Origin of the sequence: Paucilactobacillus wasatchensis (assembly GCF_000876205.1) — a bacterium.
GTDB classification, from domain to species: Bacteria; Bacillota; Bacilli; order Lactobacillales; family Lactobacillaceae; genus Paucilactobacillus; species Paucilactobacillus wasatchensis.
Genome location: NZ_AWTT01000013.1, coordinates 24,823 through 41,100 on the forward strand (window position 1 = coordinate 24,823; position 16,278 = coordinate 41,100).

Sequence of the window (16,278 nt, forward strand, 5' to 3'; positions counted from 1 at the left end):
GGAATTGGATGTTACAAACCATTGCTAGCACATTCGGACAAATTATTTTATATTTAATCATTATCCCTAGCGTTCTCGGCGCTGGTTTAGTGTTCGCCAACCGCAGCAGTAAGCGTCAAGTGGTGACTTATTTTGGCTTTTCTGCTCAAATTATTGCCGGTTGGTTTGGTATTGTCATTCATGAAGCCAGCCACTTACTGATGGCATTATTGTTTGGCCATCACATCACTAGCTTTCGGCTGGTTCGCAGTCCAAATCGTAATGACCCTAGCGATAATTCCCTTGGCTACGTTAATCATACTTGGAATCAGCACAACTTCTATCAAAAAGTTGGCAATGTTTTTATCGGCATTGCACCAATCATCGGCAACACAATTGCGATTTATTTCATCACTAAGTGGCTGCTGCCATCGTCATTAACATCTTGGCAAACATTGATTACGGATCACGATTTTATTTCTCCCACACAAATTACACCAACCTATGGCTTCTGGGGCTTCATCATCTGGATCCTGGTGGTTATCAACATTTGTCTCGGTGGCTTTGATTTGAGTCCAGCTGACTTAAAAAACTCATCGCTGGGCTTAATTAGTTTGTTAGTGTTGTTGGTGTTGGTCACGGTCATCGCAAGCCTGTTTGGTTGGAACACCAGTCTTGTGACACTGATCCAGTCGATCATGGTCCCCTTCATTACAGCAATGTTGTTTGCTTTATTGATTGCCGTGGTGACTACGCTGGTGCTCCGGATTATTGGCCATTTTCGCTAGTTCCGTTCCACTCTTGCTTGAATTGTGCCAAAAAGGATTTCATTACCTGTTGCCGCTGCGCACCAATTCGTTTTGCAGTGGCTGTATTCAGCTGAGGTGCCAGCAACAATAGTTTTTCATAAAAATGATTAATCACAGTTCCCGGTTCATGACGGTATTGTTCCTTCGTCATATTTAACCGGGGACTTTTTTGTGGATCATACATTTCTTCACCTTTGTGTCCGCCATAGTAAAACGCCCGTGCAATTCCCAGCGCACCAATGGCATCTAGGCGATCTGCATCTTGAACAATCTGCCCTTCAATTGACAATCCATGTTGCTGACCATCCAATGATTTTGCAAATGACATATTGGTAATAATTTCCATAATGGCATTAATTTGAAACTCGGTAACATCAATTTCTTGTAAAAACGTTTTGACCTTGGCCTGTTGTTCCAGCGGTTGTGTCGTCAATTTATCGTCAATAACATCATGCAACCAACCAGCGGCAAGTGAAATAAAATGGTCCGCTGATTCATGCTGACAAAGTTGCTCAATCATGTTGGTCACCCGCACCAAGTGATCCATTCCGTGACCACTTTTATCTTGTCCTTCTTGGGTGATAACAAACTGTTTAATTTGATTTATTTGTTGTGCTGGCGTCATAATTTTTCTCCTTACTATTAGATAATGATAGTGTACAACAAAAAAGGACATTCGATTATTTAAGAAACTAATCTTCCTGTCCAATGGTTTGTTCTTCTAGGTCAATGGCGTGTTCCATAATTACCTGGTAAAGCTGCTCAACAAACTCTGCTGAGATATTTTGCCCACCATACTGTTGACTTAACCGTGCCACTAATGCTTCCATCCGCTTATTTTGGCGCACAGGCATTTGGTGATCTCGTTTATATCTGGAAACTTGTCGCACAATTTGAAACCGGTGATCCAACGCTTGCATAATTTGATCATCGCATTCATTAATTTGTGCTCTTAATTCATCCATTCTAGCGCTTCCTCACATTTAATTGATTAATAATTTGCTCTGTAATTTCGGTTGGTGTCAACTTGTCCGTTACAATTGTAAAATCAGCCACAGCTTGATAAAGTGGCTCGCGATATTGCCATAAATCCAAAAAAGACTCACGGTCAAGTTGGTTAAGCAACGGCCGATCCAGGTTTCCTCGTAGTCGTTGTAAAATGGCCTCTGGTTGCGTTTTTAAGTAAATCACTGGCGCACCACTTTGCTTTAAAATATCACGATTTTGCGCTTGCATCACAATCCCACCACCAGTTGACAAAATCACGTCCAGTGCAGCATTTTCCCGCAACATTTTAGTTTCAAACAGACGAAATGCTGGTTCACCTTCGCGGGCAAAAAAACTACCAATTGATTCGCCTAACTGTTGTTCAATCACTTGGTCCAAATCGCGCTGATATGTATTCAGGGCCAGTGCTAATTGAGCCCCAACCGTTGTTTTGCCGGCCCCCATGAAACCGACCAAAATTATTTGTGTCACGAAATCACTCCTCAAATTTGGCACGGATTGCGCGTGATGAAGTAAAAAATGCGTTGATCCCTGCAGCATCACCATTTTCCAAGACACTAATCATTGCTGCAATCTGTGCTTGATAATGCTGCAGCGCTGATAAAGTGGCCGGACGATTAGTCATTAACACATCTGTCCACATTTTTGGATCTGCGCCACCAATCCTAGTGGTGTCCTTAAAACCACCCGCAGCGTACTGTGGTAATTCTGGTTCTGCTTGCAACGTTTGTGCGGTACTATTTACCAGCGCTGCCGCCACAATATGCGGTAAATCACTCAACTGCGCCATCATTTGATCGTGTTTAACCGCAGTAATTGTAGTGAACTTTGCCTGCAGTGGTGCCAGCAGCCTCTGGGTTGTTTCTATCAATTTTGGCTGCGTTGAAATTAAAAAGTAGGGCACCTCATCGTACAATTTCTCATCAGCAGCAGTCACTCCGGCCTTTTGTGTTCCAGCCATGGCATGACCACCAACAAAATTGATCCCTGCCGTCGTCAACTCACGGGCAGCTTGCATCACCTGTACTTTAGTACTGCCTGTGTCAGTCACCACTACGGTTTGCTTTAACGTTAAGCGTGCTAGCTGAGTTAAGTAATCAATAATCACTTTCGTCGGTGTGGCAAGTACAATTAAATCCGCATTAATTACTGCTGATTGTAAATCTGTTGTCATCTTATCGATAATCCCTAATTGGACCGCTTGGTTCATTGTCCTTTCATCATTATCGACGCCCACAATTTCAATTTTTCCTCGGCCACGTTTCATGGCTAATGCCAGTGATGCGCCCATTTCACCCAGACCAACAACAACTAATTTCATTTTTTTACCTCACGATTGCAATTGTGCCACATCCTGCCAAAATGTTGGATAGGAAATATTGATGGCGTCAGCATGTTGTAATTGACCTGTGCCACCAGCGATTAAATTAGCCACTGCCAACATCATCCCAATTCGGTGATCCCCGTGTGAATCAAGTGGTTCGACCGCCGAATGCAGTTTGGTGCCACCATTAATCACGAACCCATCTGGTCGTTGTTCAATGTCTGCACCCATTTTTTTGAGTTCTTCCGTGACGGTTTCAATTCGGTCAGTTTCCTTGACGCGCAATTCTTCGGCTCCACTGATAACTGTTGTTCCTGTGGCTTGAGTTGCTGCTAAAGCAATTAACGGTACCTCATCCACCAATCCAGGAATATCTTGGTCGGTCAAATTGATAGCTTGCAACTGCTGGCTGTGGATCGTGATATCGCCAGCAGGCTCACTAGCTGCGGTTTCATTCGAAATTTCAAATTGGGCTCCCATTTTAGACAACGCACTCAAAATTCCAGTTCGCGTCGGGTTCAGTCCCACTTGCTGTAACACAACTTTGCTGTTGGGCACACATAGCCCGGCCACAATGAAAAACGCAGCCGAAGAAATATCGCCGGGCACAGAAATGTGTTGCCCTTGAAACTCACTTTGTGGCGTCACTTTGATGTGCTTACCTTCTTGCTGAATGGAACCGCCAAATTGTTGTAGCATTTTTTCTGTATGATCCCGCGTAATCAATTTTTCTGTTAACTGAGTAGGCTGATCAGCCTGTAATCCTGCTAAGATTAACGCACTCTTAACTTGGGCACTGGCAACCGGCAACTGATAATCAATTTCCTGGAGGCGTCGATTAGCGTGCAATGTTAATGGCAATAAATTATTGTCACGTGCGCTAATCTGTGCTCCCATTTGCGCCAATGGTTCAATAACTCGATTGAGCGGCCGTCTACTCAGCGAAGCATCCCCCACCATTTCAATATCAAATGGTTGGCGTGCTAAAAGGCCCAACAACAATCTGGTGGAGGTGCCAGAATTGCCCATGTCAAGTGGTTGATCGGGATTTTCAAACTGATCAAAGCCACCCTTACCCTCAATCGTAACCTGATCACTTGTCGTTTCAATTTTAACTCCCAGTGCTCTAAAAGCAGCAATTGTGCGTAAACAGTCGTCCGAAAATAAAAAATGATCAACGGTTGTTCTACCTTCACTGATTGCGCCAAACATCACACTACGATGTGAAATGCTTTTGTCACCAGGAATGGATAGCGTACCGTGGAGACCATTATTATTTTGCGGTAATGCAATTGTTGTCATCGCGAAATTGCTCCTTTATCAATTTAATATTGTTTTAATTCCTCCTGGTAAGCTTGAACCTGTTCTTTTAATCGGTCAATTGAATCAGCATCAAACTTATCCAGTAATGCAGTGGCTAAGGTAATGGCCACCATGGCTTCAGCAACCACTGCTGCTGCAGTAACCGCCGTAGTGTCAGAACGTTCGACATTGGCCTTATATGCTTCTTTAGTCTCAATGTCCACGCTCATTAGTGGTTTATACAAAGTTGGGATCGGCTTCATAACTGCTTTAATAATCACCGGCATCCCATTGGTCATTCCACCTTCAAAGCCACCTAAATGGTTTGTTTGCCGATAAAAGCCACGTTGCTGCTCCCAAAAGATTTCATCCATTCCTTCACTACCCGGATGCTCAGCAAATGCGAACCCGTCACCAAACTCAACGCCCTTAAAAGCATTGATGCCCACAATGGCGCTAGCTAATTTTGCATCCAGCTTTGTATTGGCACCAACATAGCTGCCCAATCCTGCTGGCATACCGGTTGCAATCACTTCAACGATGCCACCAAGTGTATCGCCAGCTCGTTTTGTCTCGTCAATCAGAGTCTTCATTTTTTCATCGGCTGCAGGATCAAATGTCCGCGTTTCACTGGCATCAGTCGCCTGCTTCAATTGAGTCAGATCGGCGAATTGTTCCAACTTTCTAGCATCCGCACTTACACCACCAATTTCTCGAACAAATCCAAGTACCTGAACACCAATTTGACCTAACAGTTGCTTGCATAAACTACCAACCGCCACCCGCATGGTTGTTTCACGGGCACTGGACCGTTCCAATACGTTACGCAAATCGTGGTGCCGATATTTCATCCCACCAACTAAATCAGCGTGTCCCGGTCGTGGCCGTTCTACCCGGCGGACGCTATTGGCTGGAGTTGCCTCCACCATTGGGTCCATAATCTCATTCCAACGAGCATGGTCTCTGTTAGTCACATTTAATGTGATTGGAGAACCCAACGTAACTTGGTGGCGCACCCCAGATAAAATGTTAACCTGATCGCTTTCAATCTTCATTCGGTTACCACGGCCGTAACCTTGTTGCCGCCGTTTGAGGTCCGCATTAATTTGGTCCACGGAAATGGTTAATCCCGCTGGCACACCTTCAATGATGGCGGTCAGTTCTGGTCCATGTGACTCTCCTGCAGTTACGTAGCGCATAGCTTCGAATCTCCTTTATTAATCCATTGTCTGTTCGTTGAAAAAGGCTTGTACTTGATCGGTTGGAATCGAGTAAATTGCCGGTTGACCTATCGCTTGCAAGTAAACTAAATTCAATTTACCATTTTTATTTTTCTTGTCATTTTTAATTTTATCATAAAATGCTGCGGTGCCAAGCAATGGTGAATCCAGGGGTAGCCCAACTGCCTGCAGCCGTTCTTTAATTGCCGCTGTAATGCCAGTTGATGCTAGTTTTAGATCCTCAAACACCTGCATTAAATGTACCATGCCGATACTGACTGCTTCACCATGTGCAAGTTTGCCATGTGCTAATAATTCAATTGCGTGCCCCATTGTGTGACCAAAGTTAAGCAACTGCCGCTGACCGCTTTCTTTCTCATCGGCCATCACGATCCGTGCTTTGTAGCCAATGCTGCGCTGACTAAGCTCTGTTGCATGACTACGAATATCATCAATCGAATTGATTTGTTCAGTTAAATGCCAAAAATCAGTTGAATCAAGGGCCGCAGTTTTTACAATTTCACCGTATCCCTCAGCAACATAGCGGTCCGATAACGTTGTCAATGTTGTTGGATCAATGAAAACAGCGTCTGGTTGGTAAAATGTTCCCAGAATATTTTTAGCTTCCCCTAAATCAATCGCTGTTTTACCACCAACCGAACTATCAACCTGCGCAAGTAATGAAGTGGGAATCTGAATAAAGCTAATTCCACGCATGTAAATTGAAGCAACAAATCCAGCTAAATCACCTACCACACCACCACCAAGGGCAATTACCCCATCACTTCTAGTAAAGTGATCGCCGGCCATTTTGGTTGCTAAATCGGCGATAACTGGCCATGCTTTAGATGCCTCGCCTGCAGGCACAGTATACTCACGCACCTGAAATCCGTGTCGCACTAGTTGCTCAGTAATGTCAGCTTGATATAATGGCGCCACATTGGTATCACTAATTAACGCTACTTGCCGCGATGGCCAAGTTTGCTCAATGAGCCCACCAATTTGTTGTAATAACCCATTTTCAATTTGTACTTCATATTGTTTTGTTGGTAATTGAACTTCTACTCTAGCCATTAACAACGGCTCCTTTGGTGCTCTGACTGAATGAATCCAACACTGCATGCAAGGCAAATACTTCACGAGTCATTTCCTTAAAGATCTCTGGTTTCAATGCTTGTGGCCCATCTGAGAAGGCTTTTTCTGGGTTATCGTGAATTTCAACAACCACCCCGTTAGCACCGCTGGCAGTTCCAGCCAATGCCATTGGAGTAACTAGATCCCAATGTCCTTCAGCATGACTAGGATCCACAATAATTGGGAAGTGACTTAACTTTTTCAATACGGGCACCGAACTAACATCGAAGGTATTACGAGTGTATTTGTTATCAAACCCACGAATACCACGTTCTGAAAGTGCAATCTGATGGTTACCACCAGCAGCAATGTATTCAGCTGCATTCAATAAATCATCAATCGATGCCGACATGCCACGTTTAAGTAACACCGGTTTGTTAGTTTTACCGACTGCCTTTAGTAAAGAGAAGTTTTGCATATTACGAGCACCAATTTGTAACATATCAGCGTATTCACAAACGACATCTAAGTGCTCTTCATCCATTACTTCTGTAATCATATCCATTCCTTGTTGGTCAGCCGCCTGGCGAAGAAACTTCAATCCGTCCACGCCCAAGCCTTGGAATGAGTATGGTGAGGTGCGAGGCTTAAATGCACCACCGCGTAAAATTGTAGCACCACCATCATGAGCCACCTTAGCCATTTTAGCGACGTGTGTTTCCGACTCTACAGAACAGGGTCCGGCCATCATTGTGAAGCCGTGTGGTCCACCAATCGTCGTGTGTGGCAACTTGATAATTGTATCTTCAGGATGAAAGGCACGACTACTTTGGATGGCAGCGGGATGATCCATAATAATTTCTTGGGCGCCGGCACGTTCTTGGTCAGTTAAGTCAGCTTCAGTAATTTTGTTAATCGCGATCCGGTTAGCATGAACGAAAATATCCGTATGACCACCGAAATGCTGTTGCAATAAGTGTTTAGTTTGAGCTGCGGTTTGTTGTTTTAAAATAATAATCATGTTATTTCCTACTTTCTGTTAGTTGAAGTTGAATGGCATTTTTGACAATTTCGATTGGCATTGCTTGGTGTGTCCACTGTTTAAAACTGAGTGCTCCCTGATAAATCAGCATTCCTAACCCATTAAATGTTTGGCAGCCTTGCTGGCGGGCAATGGCTAAAAACTTAGTTTCAAGCGGCGCATAGATGACGTCGCAAACAGTCTGTGCTGGTGTCAAATACTGTAAAACACCAGGTGGAGCAGGCAACTGGCTGTTATAATCACCCATTCCCAGGTTGGTGGCGTTAACCACGATGGTGCTTGCTTGAATAGCCTGAATCATCATTGCTTCATTAGCATAATCAAGCAACCTGATCTGGGTGGCTCCCTGAGATTCAATCTGTTTGAGTTGTTGGTCAACCTGTCCAAAGCTCTGATTGCGGCGTTTAAAAACAAATATCTGTTTTAAATGTTGTTCAGTCGCGGCTTGAATGATGGATAATCCCGCACCACCGGCACCGAAGATCGTCATTGTTTCGTTAACAATGGTCACATTTTGATTGGCCAGCTGTTTGAAGAAGCCTTCGCCGTCTACTGAATCCCCAGTTAATTCACCGTTGTGATTAACGATGACATTCACCGAATTAAGTAACTTTGCTCGTGGCGTGATATGGTCCAATAAAGGAATTACCTGATGCTTGAATGGCATGGATAGGTTTGCCCCACCGAATTTAAATGTCCGCATAGCCGTGACAGCACTTTCTAATTGTTCCGGTTGCAGGTCGAATGCTAAATACTTGGCATTCATCTGATAATGCTGAAAACTAGTGTTATGCATCAATGGTGATAAGCTGTGACCAGCGGGGTGAGCAAACAGACTAAACAGCTGTGTTGCACCACTGGTACTATTATTTTCTTCTTCCATCATCCATTGCCCCTTTCAAAAGTAAAAGCCTCACAGTGTCCAACACTGCGAGGCTTCACGGAAACAATGGAGATGGATCTCCACTGAGTCATGTAAATAAAAACGCCACACAATGTTTTATCTTGGTAAAAACATCTATGTGGCAATTGTTTTTTAATATGCTTAAAAACTATTGGTCACCTAGATGCAAACGTGATGTTTGCATCTGGGAAGACCCAAACATCACTTTCTAAACCAATAGTAATAATAACTATTCAAATTTGAATTATTGAACTGCTGCATATTAAAATCTCCTGTGAATTTGATTAAAGGTATCTTAACAAGCTTTCACATCTCTGTCAACCCATTTTGAAATAAATTTTGCATTCAATGTCATTGCATCCCCTTTCATTTCATGCTACGCTCAAGAAAATAAAAGATTGAGGTACACCATGACCCAGCAACCAGACAAGACAATTAATTTGAAACAACTCGTATTAGGAACTCACGCACCACAGCGAATGATCGCACCGATTGTGGCCGACAATTTGCGCGACGTATTAATGCAAGGCCGCGCAATTGTCGCTTCACCAGCTGAAATTGCCGAATGGCGCCTAGATTACCTAGGTACCGTGGTTGATTTCGACCAACTAGTTACCACTGGCCAAGCACTGCAAGCAATCCTTGGTAACATTCCATTAATCGTCACTAACCGCACTGCAGCAGAAGGTGGCAAAACAGAATATTCCGAAGCAGCTTATATTGCATCTTACCGAGCACTAATTGAGGCGGAGGTTGCCAATGCGATCGATGTCGAATTTTCGCAATCAGATCACACTATCGCTGAATTAACACATTTAACCAATAATAGTGACACTAAATTAATTTTGAGTCATCATGACTTCAAAGGCACGCCACTGACAAATGACTTAATTTTTCTCTACTCAAGAATGGCCAAATTGAATCCGGACATGGTCAAGTTGGCGGTTACCCCTAACAGCCGCGAAGATGTTTTACATTTAATGAATGCTACCGTAGCGGCCGACCGTCAAATTGAGCCGCCAATTATTTCTATGTCAATGGGGGACCTAGGAAAAATAACCAGAGTAGCTGGTGAACTGTTTGGCAGTGTCGCCACATTTGCATCAGTAGTAGAAAGTTCAGCCCCAGGTCAATTGTCGGCTGAACATTTACGCACGGTGATGGAATTGATTAATTTAAATTGAGACGAAAAAAAACGTTCACTTTTGAACGCCTTTTCCCGTTATATCTATCTAAAAAATTTATTTATAAAAATTAATAACTCAACAAACGACTGAAACTTAAATACTTCAAGTCGTTTTTTTATTTTTCAAGTTCCAATTCAGCTTTCAATTCCAAAACGCGTACTTCAATTTCATCACGAACTTTCCGAAACACCGTCAAAATTTCTTCCTGGGTGCCATTTGCCTGCGCTGGATCACGTAACGGCCAGTGCAATTTTTTGACGCTGCTTGGAGTGACTGGACATCTGTCCCTTGCATCCCCACATAAAGTAACCACTAAATCACTACTAAATAGAAAGTCGGTGTCAATTAATTTCGAAAACTGGCTTGAAATATCAATATTATTTTCCGCCATTACCTGCACTGCTAACGGGTTTAAACCATGAGTTTCTAGCCCAGCACTTTTTACTTGCCACTTGGACCCCATAATTTGTTTAGCAAAACCCTCTGCCATTTGACTGCGGCACGAATTTCCGGTGCATAAGAAGTAGATTTGCTTCATTGTTGAGGATCCTTTCTGAGAGTTATTGTCATTAGGATAGCAAAGGATTTGTGTCGCTACAAGCAAATAGCACTGAGATTTGGATCCATTCGTTCACTGCTTTGTTGTCTAAATGTGTTCGCAGCCGCAAGCTCCTGCGTGTAACCATAAAAAGCAACGAATGGACCAAAAAAACAGACCCATTTGTTCACTGCTTTGTTGTCTAAATGTGTTCGCAGCCGCAAGCTCCTGCGTGTAACCATAAAAAGCAACGAATGGACCAAAAAAACAGACCCATTTGTTCACTGCTTTGTTGTCTAAATGTGTTCGCAGCCGCAAGCTCCTGCGTGTAACCATAAAAAGCAACGAATTGGTCCAAAAACGGACCCATTCGTTGCTTTTTACCGTTACACTCCGGAGCTTTAACGCGGCTGCTCACACTCTTAAAATTCCTTTTTCCACCACTCCCACATATCTTTTTGCGTGTTCGATGATTTCCGTAAATTCAGTTAATTCTGCGTGGGGGTGGGTCTTCATGAACACCTTGGTTTCTTCTTGAATTTGGTTCATGACCATTGTCATCATCGTGTAAACCAGGTCGTAGTCCACTTCTGGGCGTAGTTCTAATCGATCTAAAACAGGCGTAATCAATTCTTGCAAACTAACATTAGTTGCCCTTGCATAAACTGCCTTGATACCGGCTTTGACCTCTTTTGGTGCTTTTTCTGCAATGACGTAACCATCCATCAAAACACCAAATTCATCTGGATATTGGAGCTGCAACTCAATTTTGTACTTAGTGGCACGGACAATCATTTCCACCAAATCAGTTGAATTGTGCCACACACTGTAATCAGCAACGCCTTCAATTTTATCAAACGCTTGTTGCAATACCGCCACAAATAAGTGTGCTTTATTGCCAAAATAACGAAAAATAATGCCCTTCGACACGTCCGCCTCTTGTGCAATCACATCTGTTTTAGTTGTGCGATAACCGTGAACCGCAAAATTGTGCATCGCACTTGCTAAAATGCGTTGTACTTTAGCTGGATCCTTTGGCACTGTGGGTGTTTCGTCAACCATTGAGTTACTCCTCTCTTAATTTTCAACCATATCTCTTCGTTTGTAACAGATAAAGCCAACAATAAATAATATTAACGCAAGTGCCGTCATTTCTAAAGCTAAATCCCATTGAACGTTGTGCAGTGGTACCTTATTAACCCAACCATAAGGAGTCAAATTAACTGCCCAATCAGGTAAATCCAGCAAACCACCTAAATATAATGAGATAAAACCATACGCAGGCAAAAGCCAACTAATCGTTTGTATCCGCGGCAATAGTCCAGCCAACACAGCTGTTGCACTGACAACCACTAAGAGTGCTGGTAGATAGCCATAAAACGCTTGTAAGAAACGATCCAGCGATATATGAACATCTGCAGATTGCCCCGCAGCATACATCCCTAAAATACCCAGCAATAAACCCAAAACTCCTGTAATCAATGCAACTGCGATATAGCTGCAATATAGCTGCAATCGTGAAACAGACTTGGCGTGAATCTGTTCCAACCACCCCTTACGTTCATCACCATTAATTTTCATCACCGTTTGCATGGCAGGAATTGTACTCATGACAACGAAAACAATCGCCAAGAGTGAAGCAAAATTCAAAATGACGACGCGATTAGCAGCATCCACTGCATTGCCACCCATTAATTGGACCATCATCGGATTGGTTTTCATAATATCCCCAACTGTACCGAAAATAGAACCATAGCTGGCCCCCAGCACCAACATCCCAATCATCCAAACAATAAAACTAATTCGCTCTAACCGGAAGATTAAGGAAAATGGACCTGCCAACACTACAGATGCCCGCTTGCGTCCCGGTTTGGTCACAATTAAGCCAGCACCAACATCCCGATGTGCCTGGGCATAAAAAGCAATCATTATCATTAGAAGTGCCCCTATAAGCATTGCACCAACCGGCCACCAGTTATTAGTTTCATAAATCGCCAATTTTTCAATCCAACCAAACGGAGACCACCAAGTATAGTCAGGATTTTGCACGTCAGTTAGCATGCGGAGCAAGAACAACAAGCCCATTACTAAATAACTTAAAATAGTAGCGCCCCGTGAATTGTCACTCAGCTGAGCCATCAATAGCGACGCACATCCAAACATAAAGCCAAAGGCAGCTAATCCTAAACCAAACAGCCAACTACCAGCAGCATCAGCGCCATCCATCTTTGCCGCTATTAAACTTAACGCTTCCAAAATGCCAATAAACAAGTTAATAATAAATAATTCAGCCGTTGCAGCAATTAAGGGTGCGTGTTTACCAACTCCATGTGCACGAATTAACTCCAACACACCACTATCTTCTTGTGCCCGGGTACTACGAACCGCAAAATAAATGTTCATCATTGCCATAAACAAACCCATGAAAACCATCATTTCCATCGCATAAATTAAGGCTGAATTATATGGTGGCTGCGCTGTAAACGGTCCAAACAAAGACACCATAGCCGGAGTTTTTAATGTTGTGACAATTGACTTCATGGCTGATTTAGTGCCATACAAACTATCAAACTTGCCCGCAGCTACGCCCATTAATCCAACAATACAAACTAGCCAAACAATGATTCTAAACCAATCCTTACGCAGATAAAATCTGGTCAAAAAACCGGCCTGTTTGAAATTACTATTGTGCATCACTCTTCACCCCTTGACTGTCATTATTGTAGTAGCGCAAGAAGAGATCTTCTAGTGTTGGTGGCGTACTTTGCAAACTAACAATCCCCTTAGCTGCCAACAATTCCATCGCCGCATCAATTTTTTCTGAATCAACTGAAAATGAAACTTTATTTGTTTGCTTCGAGTCTTCCTTTATATTATGAACTCCATCAATTTGGTCTAATTCACTAACCGGCTCATTTGTTTGAACGGTGATCACGGTGCGCGTTAAGTGCCTCATTTCATCTAACGAACCTGTCTCAATAATTTTACCTTGCCGAATGATTCCAATTCGGTCACACATTCGTTCCACTTCAGATAAAATATGACTTGATAATAAAATACTCTTTCTCTGTTGTTTTAATTGCAGGACATTTTGCTGAAAAATTTCTTCATTCAACGGATCCAGCCCAGATGTTGGTTCATCAAATATATATAAATCAGCTTCGGTTGATAAGGCCGCAATCAAAGCAACTTTTTGTCGATTTCCCTTTGAATACGTACGTGATTTTTTGGTTGGATCAAATTCGAATTGTTTAATCAACGCATCTGTTCTGGCGCTGTGTTTTTGGTGATTGAGTTTCAAAAGCAAATCGATCACTTCACCACCTGTTAAATTGGGCCATAAATAGACATCCCCGGGCACATAGGCCAACCGCCCATGAATTGCGACCGCATCATGCCAAACATCTTGGCCAAAAATCGTTGCAGAGCCACCACTGGCACGTAAAATACCTAACAAAACCCGGATAGTGGTCGATTTCCCTGCACCATTAGGGCCAATAAAGCCAAATACTTCTCCTTTGCGGACATCAAATGTAATGTCCTCCAATGCTTGCACCTTGCCAAACTTTTTTTGTAAGTGATTAATTTCAACTATTTTTTCTACCATGATTACCGCTTCCTCCCTGAAGTCGTGCATCATTTTTATTCGTCAAATGAGGTTTCTTTTTCATTTGCGCCATGAGTATAGCTCCTTTTGACTCGTTAGTCAATGACCAATGAGTCAATACATGCAAACTTGCCGTATTAAGTTGATATACCAGCGATAAGCGGCCTGATGTTTTTTTTGTTAGATCATATTTTTGACTAATTGGCTGGGAGCGGTAAACTAGTTAGTAAATATACCTGTCTTACTCGAAAGGATTAGCATAATGAAAAATTTAAAAGCATGTACTACTATTTTAGTCGGTAAAAAAGCCAGTATTGATGGCTCCACAATGGCTGCTCGTAATGACGATACTTTTCTGCCGTTAACCCCCCAACGTTTTGTCATCTATCCCAGTGTCAGCGGTCGCCACGAAACTTTAACTTCAGGCCAAAATGGATTTAGCGCACCACTACCTGAAAACGGCTATCGTTATCAAGGAACACCCAATGTCGATGTCGAGCACGAAGGCGTTTATGATGAAAACGGCTTTAATGAAAAAAATGTCGGTATGAGCGCCACTGAAAGTGTATACGCTAACGAACGAGTATTAGCATTTGATCCATTAGTTTCAAATGGACTAGCTGAAGATTCAATTGTTGCCATGGTATTACCATTCATTAATTCAGCCAAAGAAGGCGTCACCTACCTTGGTAGTCTGATCGCCAAATATGGGTCGCCTGAAGGTAACGGTGTTATCTTTAGTGATGCCCATGATGTTTGGTACATGGAGATTGTCACTGGTCATCACTGGGTCGCACAACGAATTCCTGATAATTCATATGCCGCAACTGGCAATCGGGTAGCCATTCAAGAAGTGGACTTTACTGACAATGCGAATTTCTTATGGTCTGATGGTATCCAATCTTTTGTCACCGATAACCATCTGAATCCCGACCAAACTGGGTGGAATTTCCGCCATATTTTTGGGACGGCAACTGAGTTTGATCAACATTACAACACGCCCCGTCAATGGTACGCCCAATTACAACTCAATCCAGAAATCGACCAGTCACCGGAAGATTTTGATTTACCATTCATTCGCCAAACGACGCATAAAATTAGTTTAGAAGATGTAGAAGCTATTTTGAGCAGCCACTATAATGGTACTCAATTTGATCCATTAGGACACGGTTCAAACGAAGATAAGCACCGTTACCGTCCCATTTCATTGAGCCGAACACAAAACTCACATGTGTTGCAAGTCCGTAATGACGCCCCTGAACAAGCCGCTGCCATCATGTGGCTATGTTTTGGTATCCCTGCTTTCACGCCATATGTACCGTTTTTCGGTAATGCTACCAAAACCGACGCGAGTTACAGTGACACCCCGCTTGAATTAAATATCGATTTAAAGAGTGCTTACTGGATGTATCGCACATTGTCAATGCTAGTTGAATCCCATCACGCTAAATTCATCCAAACTGATTTAGACTATTTGAAGGAAACGCGGGAATTCCATTATCGGTTTGTTGCCCAAACTATCAAGCAAGCGCAATCCATGACCGGCAAAGAATTAACAAGCTTTTTAACTAACCAAAATCAAAAAATGACTAATGAAATGGCCCAACGAACTAAAAAAATAATTGAACAATTAATCATGCACGGCTTACAATTATCGACACTAACATTTACCATGGATAAAAATTTATAAACCAAATATTAGTACCGCCAGTTTGCGACAACCCGTCGTAAACTTTTTTTATCTCATTAAATTAAAACCAATATTATGATACAATAACCTTTGTGTCTTTTTTTCGAACGCAACAAATAAATTTATTCGAGGTGACAATTTTGTCAAATGACGTCAATTATGGCGACCAACCCCTCGACCAAAACGGCCGACCGTATAATCGTCTTGCTTTAGTTTTTACCCTGTTAATCGGTACATTTAGTACCTTTTTAACTTCGACCATGCTGACAACTGCATTTCCAACGCTGATGAAATCATTTAATATTTCAGCAACTACCGTGCAGTGGCTGACAACCGGTTTTATGCTGATGATGGGAATTGTGATCCCAATTACAGGATTTTTCCTGTAACGGTTTGATACCCGTAAACTATATTTGGCAGCGATCGTAATTTTCTTCATTGGTACGATTATTTGCTATTTTGCTCAAAGCTTTTGGATCATTTTATTTGGCCGGTTAGTTGAAGCAGCCGGCGTTGGCATCACTTCACCAGTTTACCAAACGATTATGACTTCTATTTTTCCGCCATCACAACGTGGTGCAGCGATGGGATGGA

16 protein-coding genes and 1 pseudogene are annotated in these 16,278 nt (G+C 42.6%); 4 read left to right on the forward strand and 13 right to left on the reverse strand.

Going from position 1 to position 16,278, the window contains the following annotated elements; genetic code table 11:
- Nucleotides 1-8: 8 nt before the first annotated feature.
- Entirely contained in the window at nucleotides 9-767 is a 759-nt protein-coding gene (locus WDC_RS03565) for a hypothetical protein (protein ID WP_044010428.1), read from the forward strand.
- On the opposite strand, the gene WDC_RS03570 is transcribed toward WDC_RS03565, so the two are convergent.
- The 9 genes from WDC_RS03570 to aroE all read right to left on the reverse strand — a co-directional run bounded on the left by WDC_RS03570 (nucleotide 748) and on the right by aroE (nucleotide 8,641).
- On the reverse strand, nucleotides 748-1,413 hold the full coding sequence (locus tag WDC_RS03570; RefSeq protein ID WP_044010429.1) for an HD domain-containing protein: 666 nt from the start codon (nucleotides 1,411-1,413) through the stop codon (nucleotides 748-750). The genes WDC_RS03565 and WDC_RS03570 overlap by 20 nt on opposite strands.
- Nucleotides 1,414-1,480: 67 nt before the next feature.
- The gene (locus WDC_RS03575) at nucleotides 1,481-1,753 is read right to left on the reverse strand and encodes a chorismate mutase (RefSeq protein ID WP_044010430.1); all 273 of its coding nucleotides are present in this window, start codon (nucleotides 1,751-1,753) and stop codon (nucleotides 1,481-1,483) included.
- Between the two features lies 1 nt (nucleotide 1,754).
- Nucleotides 1,755-2,267 (reverse strand): shikimate kinase, encoded by a 513-nt coding sequence (locus WDC_RS03580; RefSeq protein WP_156126988.1) that lies wholly within the window; start codon nucleotides 2,265-2,267, stop codon nucleotides 1,755-1,757.
- A 4-nt stretch (nucleotides 2,268-2,271) separates the two neighbouring features.
- Nucleotides 2,272-3,117, reverse strand: coding sequence for a prephenate dehydrogenase (locus WDC_RS03585; RefSeq protein WP_044010431.1), 846 nt, complete (start codon nucleotides 3,115-3,117; stop codon nucleotides 2,272-2,274).
- A 9-nt stretch (nucleotides 3,118-3,126) separates the two neighbouring features.
- Nucleotides 3,127-4,422, reverse strand: a complete 1,296-nt coding sequence (gene aroA, locus WDC_RS03590; RefSeq protein ID WP_044010432.1) for a 3-phosphoshikimate 1-carboxyvinyltransferase — start codon at nucleotides 4,420-4,422, stop codon at nucleotides 3,127-3,129.
- A 23-nt stretch (nucleotides 4,423-4,445) separates the two neighbouring features.
- On the reverse strand, nucleotides 4,446-5,621 hold the full coding sequence (aroC, locus tag WDC_RS03595) for a chorismate synthase (protein WP_044010433.1): 1,176 nt from the start codon (nucleotides 5,619-5,621) through the stop codon (nucleotides 4,446-4,448).
- Nucleotides 5,622-5,639: 18 nt separating this feature from the next.
- A complete protein-coding gene (gene aroB / locus WDC_RS03600; RefSeq protein WP_044010434.1) occupies nucleotides 5,640-6,716 on the reverse strand; it encodes a 3-dehydroquinate synthase in 1,077 nt (358 codons plus the stop codon).
- Nucleotides 6,709-7,737, reverse strand: coding sequence for a 3-deoxy-7-phosphoheptulonate synthase (aroF, locus tag WDC_RS03605; RefSeq protein ID WP_044010435.1), 1,029 nt, complete (start codon nucleotides 7,735-7,737; stop codon nucleotides 6,709-6,711). The genes aroB and aroF overlap by 8 nt, the downstream gene beginning before the upstream one ends.
- Nucleotide 7,738: 1 nt before the next feature.
- Nucleotides 7,739-8,641 carry a shikimate dehydrogenase gene (gene aroE, locus WDC_RS03610; RefSeq protein ID WP_044010436.1) on the reverse strand — a complete coding sequence of 301 codons (903 nt, stop codon included), beginning with the start codon at nucleotides 8,639-8,641 and terminating at the stop codon, nucleotides 7,739-7,741.
- Between the two features lie 431 nt (nucleotides 8,642-9,072).
- Between aroE and aroD the strand changes: the two genes are divergently transcribed.
- Entirely contained in the window at nucleotides 9,073-9,846 is a 774-nt protein-coding gene (gene aroD / locus WDC_RS03615; protein WP_052497786.1) for a type I 3-dehydroquinate dehydratase, read from the forward strand.
- Between the two features lie 118 nt (nucleotides 9,847-9,964).
- On the opposite strand, the gene arsC is transcribed toward aroD, so the two are convergent.
- From arsC to WDC_RS03640, 4 genes are all read right to left on the reverse strand, one after another.
- Nucleotides 9,965-10,387, reverse strand: coding sequence for an arsenate reductase (thioredoxin) (gene arsC, locus WDC_RS03620; protein WP_044010437.1), 423 nt, complete (start codon nucleotides 10,385-10,387; stop codon nucleotides 9,965-9,967).
- Between the two features lie 414 nt (nucleotides 10,388-10,801).
- Nucleotides 10,802-11,449 carry a TetR/AcrR family transcriptional regulator gene (locus WDC_RS03630; RefSeq protein ID WP_044010439.1) on the reverse strand — a complete coding sequence of 216 codons (648 nt, stop codon included), beginning with the start codon at nucleotides 11,447-11,449 and terminating at the stop codon, nucleotides 10,802-10,804.
- Between the two features lie 15 nt (nucleotides 11,450-11,464).
- Complete coding sequence (locus WDC_RS03635; protein WP_044010440.1) at nucleotides 11,465-13,081, reverse strand: ABC transporter permease; 1,617 nt, start codon at nucleotides 13,079-13,081, stop codon at nucleotides 11,465-11,467.
- A complete protein-coding gene (locus tag WDC_RS03640; RefSeq protein WP_044010441.1) occupies nucleotides 13,071-13,994 on the reverse strand; it encodes an ABC transporter ATP-binding protein in 924 nt (307 codons plus the stop codon). The genes WDC_RS03635 and WDC_RS03640 overlap by 11 nt, the downstream gene beginning before the upstream one ends.
- 259 nt (nucleotides 13,995-14,253) lie before the next feature.
- Between WDC_RS03640 and WDC_RS03645 the strand changes: the two genes are divergently transcribed.
- Both WDC_RS03645 and WDC_RS09490 read left to right on the forward strand, forming a co-directional pair.
- Nucleotides 14,254-15,684, forward strand: coding sequence for a C69 family dipeptidase (locus WDC_RS03645; RefSeq protein WP_044010442.1), 1,431 nt, complete (start codon nucleotides 14,254-14,256; stop codon nucleotides 15,682-15,684).
- A gap of 140 nt (nucleotides 15,685-15,824) precedes the next feature.
- Nucleotides 15,825-16,278, forward strand: a pseudogene (locus tag WDC_RS09490) (MFS transporter); the annotation flags it as partial.

Excerpts from the sequence above, each read along its gene's own strand:
- aroF (WP_044010435.1), bottom strand. The coding sequence starts at position 7,737 with ATGATTATTATTTTAAAACAACAAACCGCAGCTCAAACTAAACACTTA.
- WDC_RS03565 (WP_044010428.1), top strand. The coding sequence starts at position 9 with ATGTTACAAACCATTGCTAGCACATTCGGACAAATTATTTTATATTTA.
- aroE (WP_044010436.1), bottom strand. The coding sequence starts at position 8,641 with ATGGAAGAAGAAAATAATAGTACCAGTGGTGCAACACAGCTGTTTAGT.
- aroB (WP_044010434.1), bottom strand. The coding sequence starts at position 6,716 with ATGGCTAGAGTAGAAGTTCAATTACCAACAAAACAATATGAAGTACAA.
- WDC_RS03585 (WP_044010431.1), bottom strand. The coding sequence starts at position 3,117 with ATGAAATTAGTTGTTGTTGGTCTGGGTGAAATGGGCGCATCACTGGCA.
- aroC (WP_044010433.1), bottom strand. The coding sequence starts at position 5,621 with ATGCGCTACGTAACTGCAGGAGAGTCACATGGACCAGAACTGACCGCC.
- WDC_RS03640 (WP_044010441.1), bottom strand. The coding sequence starts at position 13,994 with ATGGTAGAAAAAATAGTTGAAATTAATCACTTACAAAAAAAGTTTGGC.
- WDC_RS03630 (WP_044010439.1), bottom strand. The coding sequence starts at position 11,449 with ATGGTTGACGAAACACCCACAGTGCCAAAGGATCCAGCTAAAGTACAA.
- WDC_RS03575 (WP_044010430.1), bottom strand. The coding sequence starts at position 1,753 with ATGGATGAATTAAGAGCACAAATTAATGAATGCGATGATCAAATTATG.
- WDC_RS03635 (WP_044010440.1), bottom strand. The coding sequence starts at position 13,081 with ATGCACAATAGTAATTTCAAACAGGCCGGTTTTTTGACCAGATTTTAT.
- aroA (WP_044010432.1), bottom strand. The coding sequence starts at position 4,422 with ATGACAACAATTGCATTACCGCAAAATAATAATGGTCTCCACGGTACG.
- arsC (WP_044010437.1), bottom strand. The coding sequence starts at position 10,387 with ATGAAGCAAATCTACTTCTTATGCACCGGAAATTCGTGCCGCAGTCAA.
- WDC_RS03570 (WP_044010429.1), bottom strand. The coding sequence starts at position 1,413 with ATGACGCCAGCACAACAAATAAATCAAATTAAACAGTTTGTTATCACC.
- aroD (WP_052497786.1), top strand. The coding sequence starts at position 9,073 with ATGACCCAGCAACCAGACAAGACAATTAATTTGAAACAACTCGTATTA.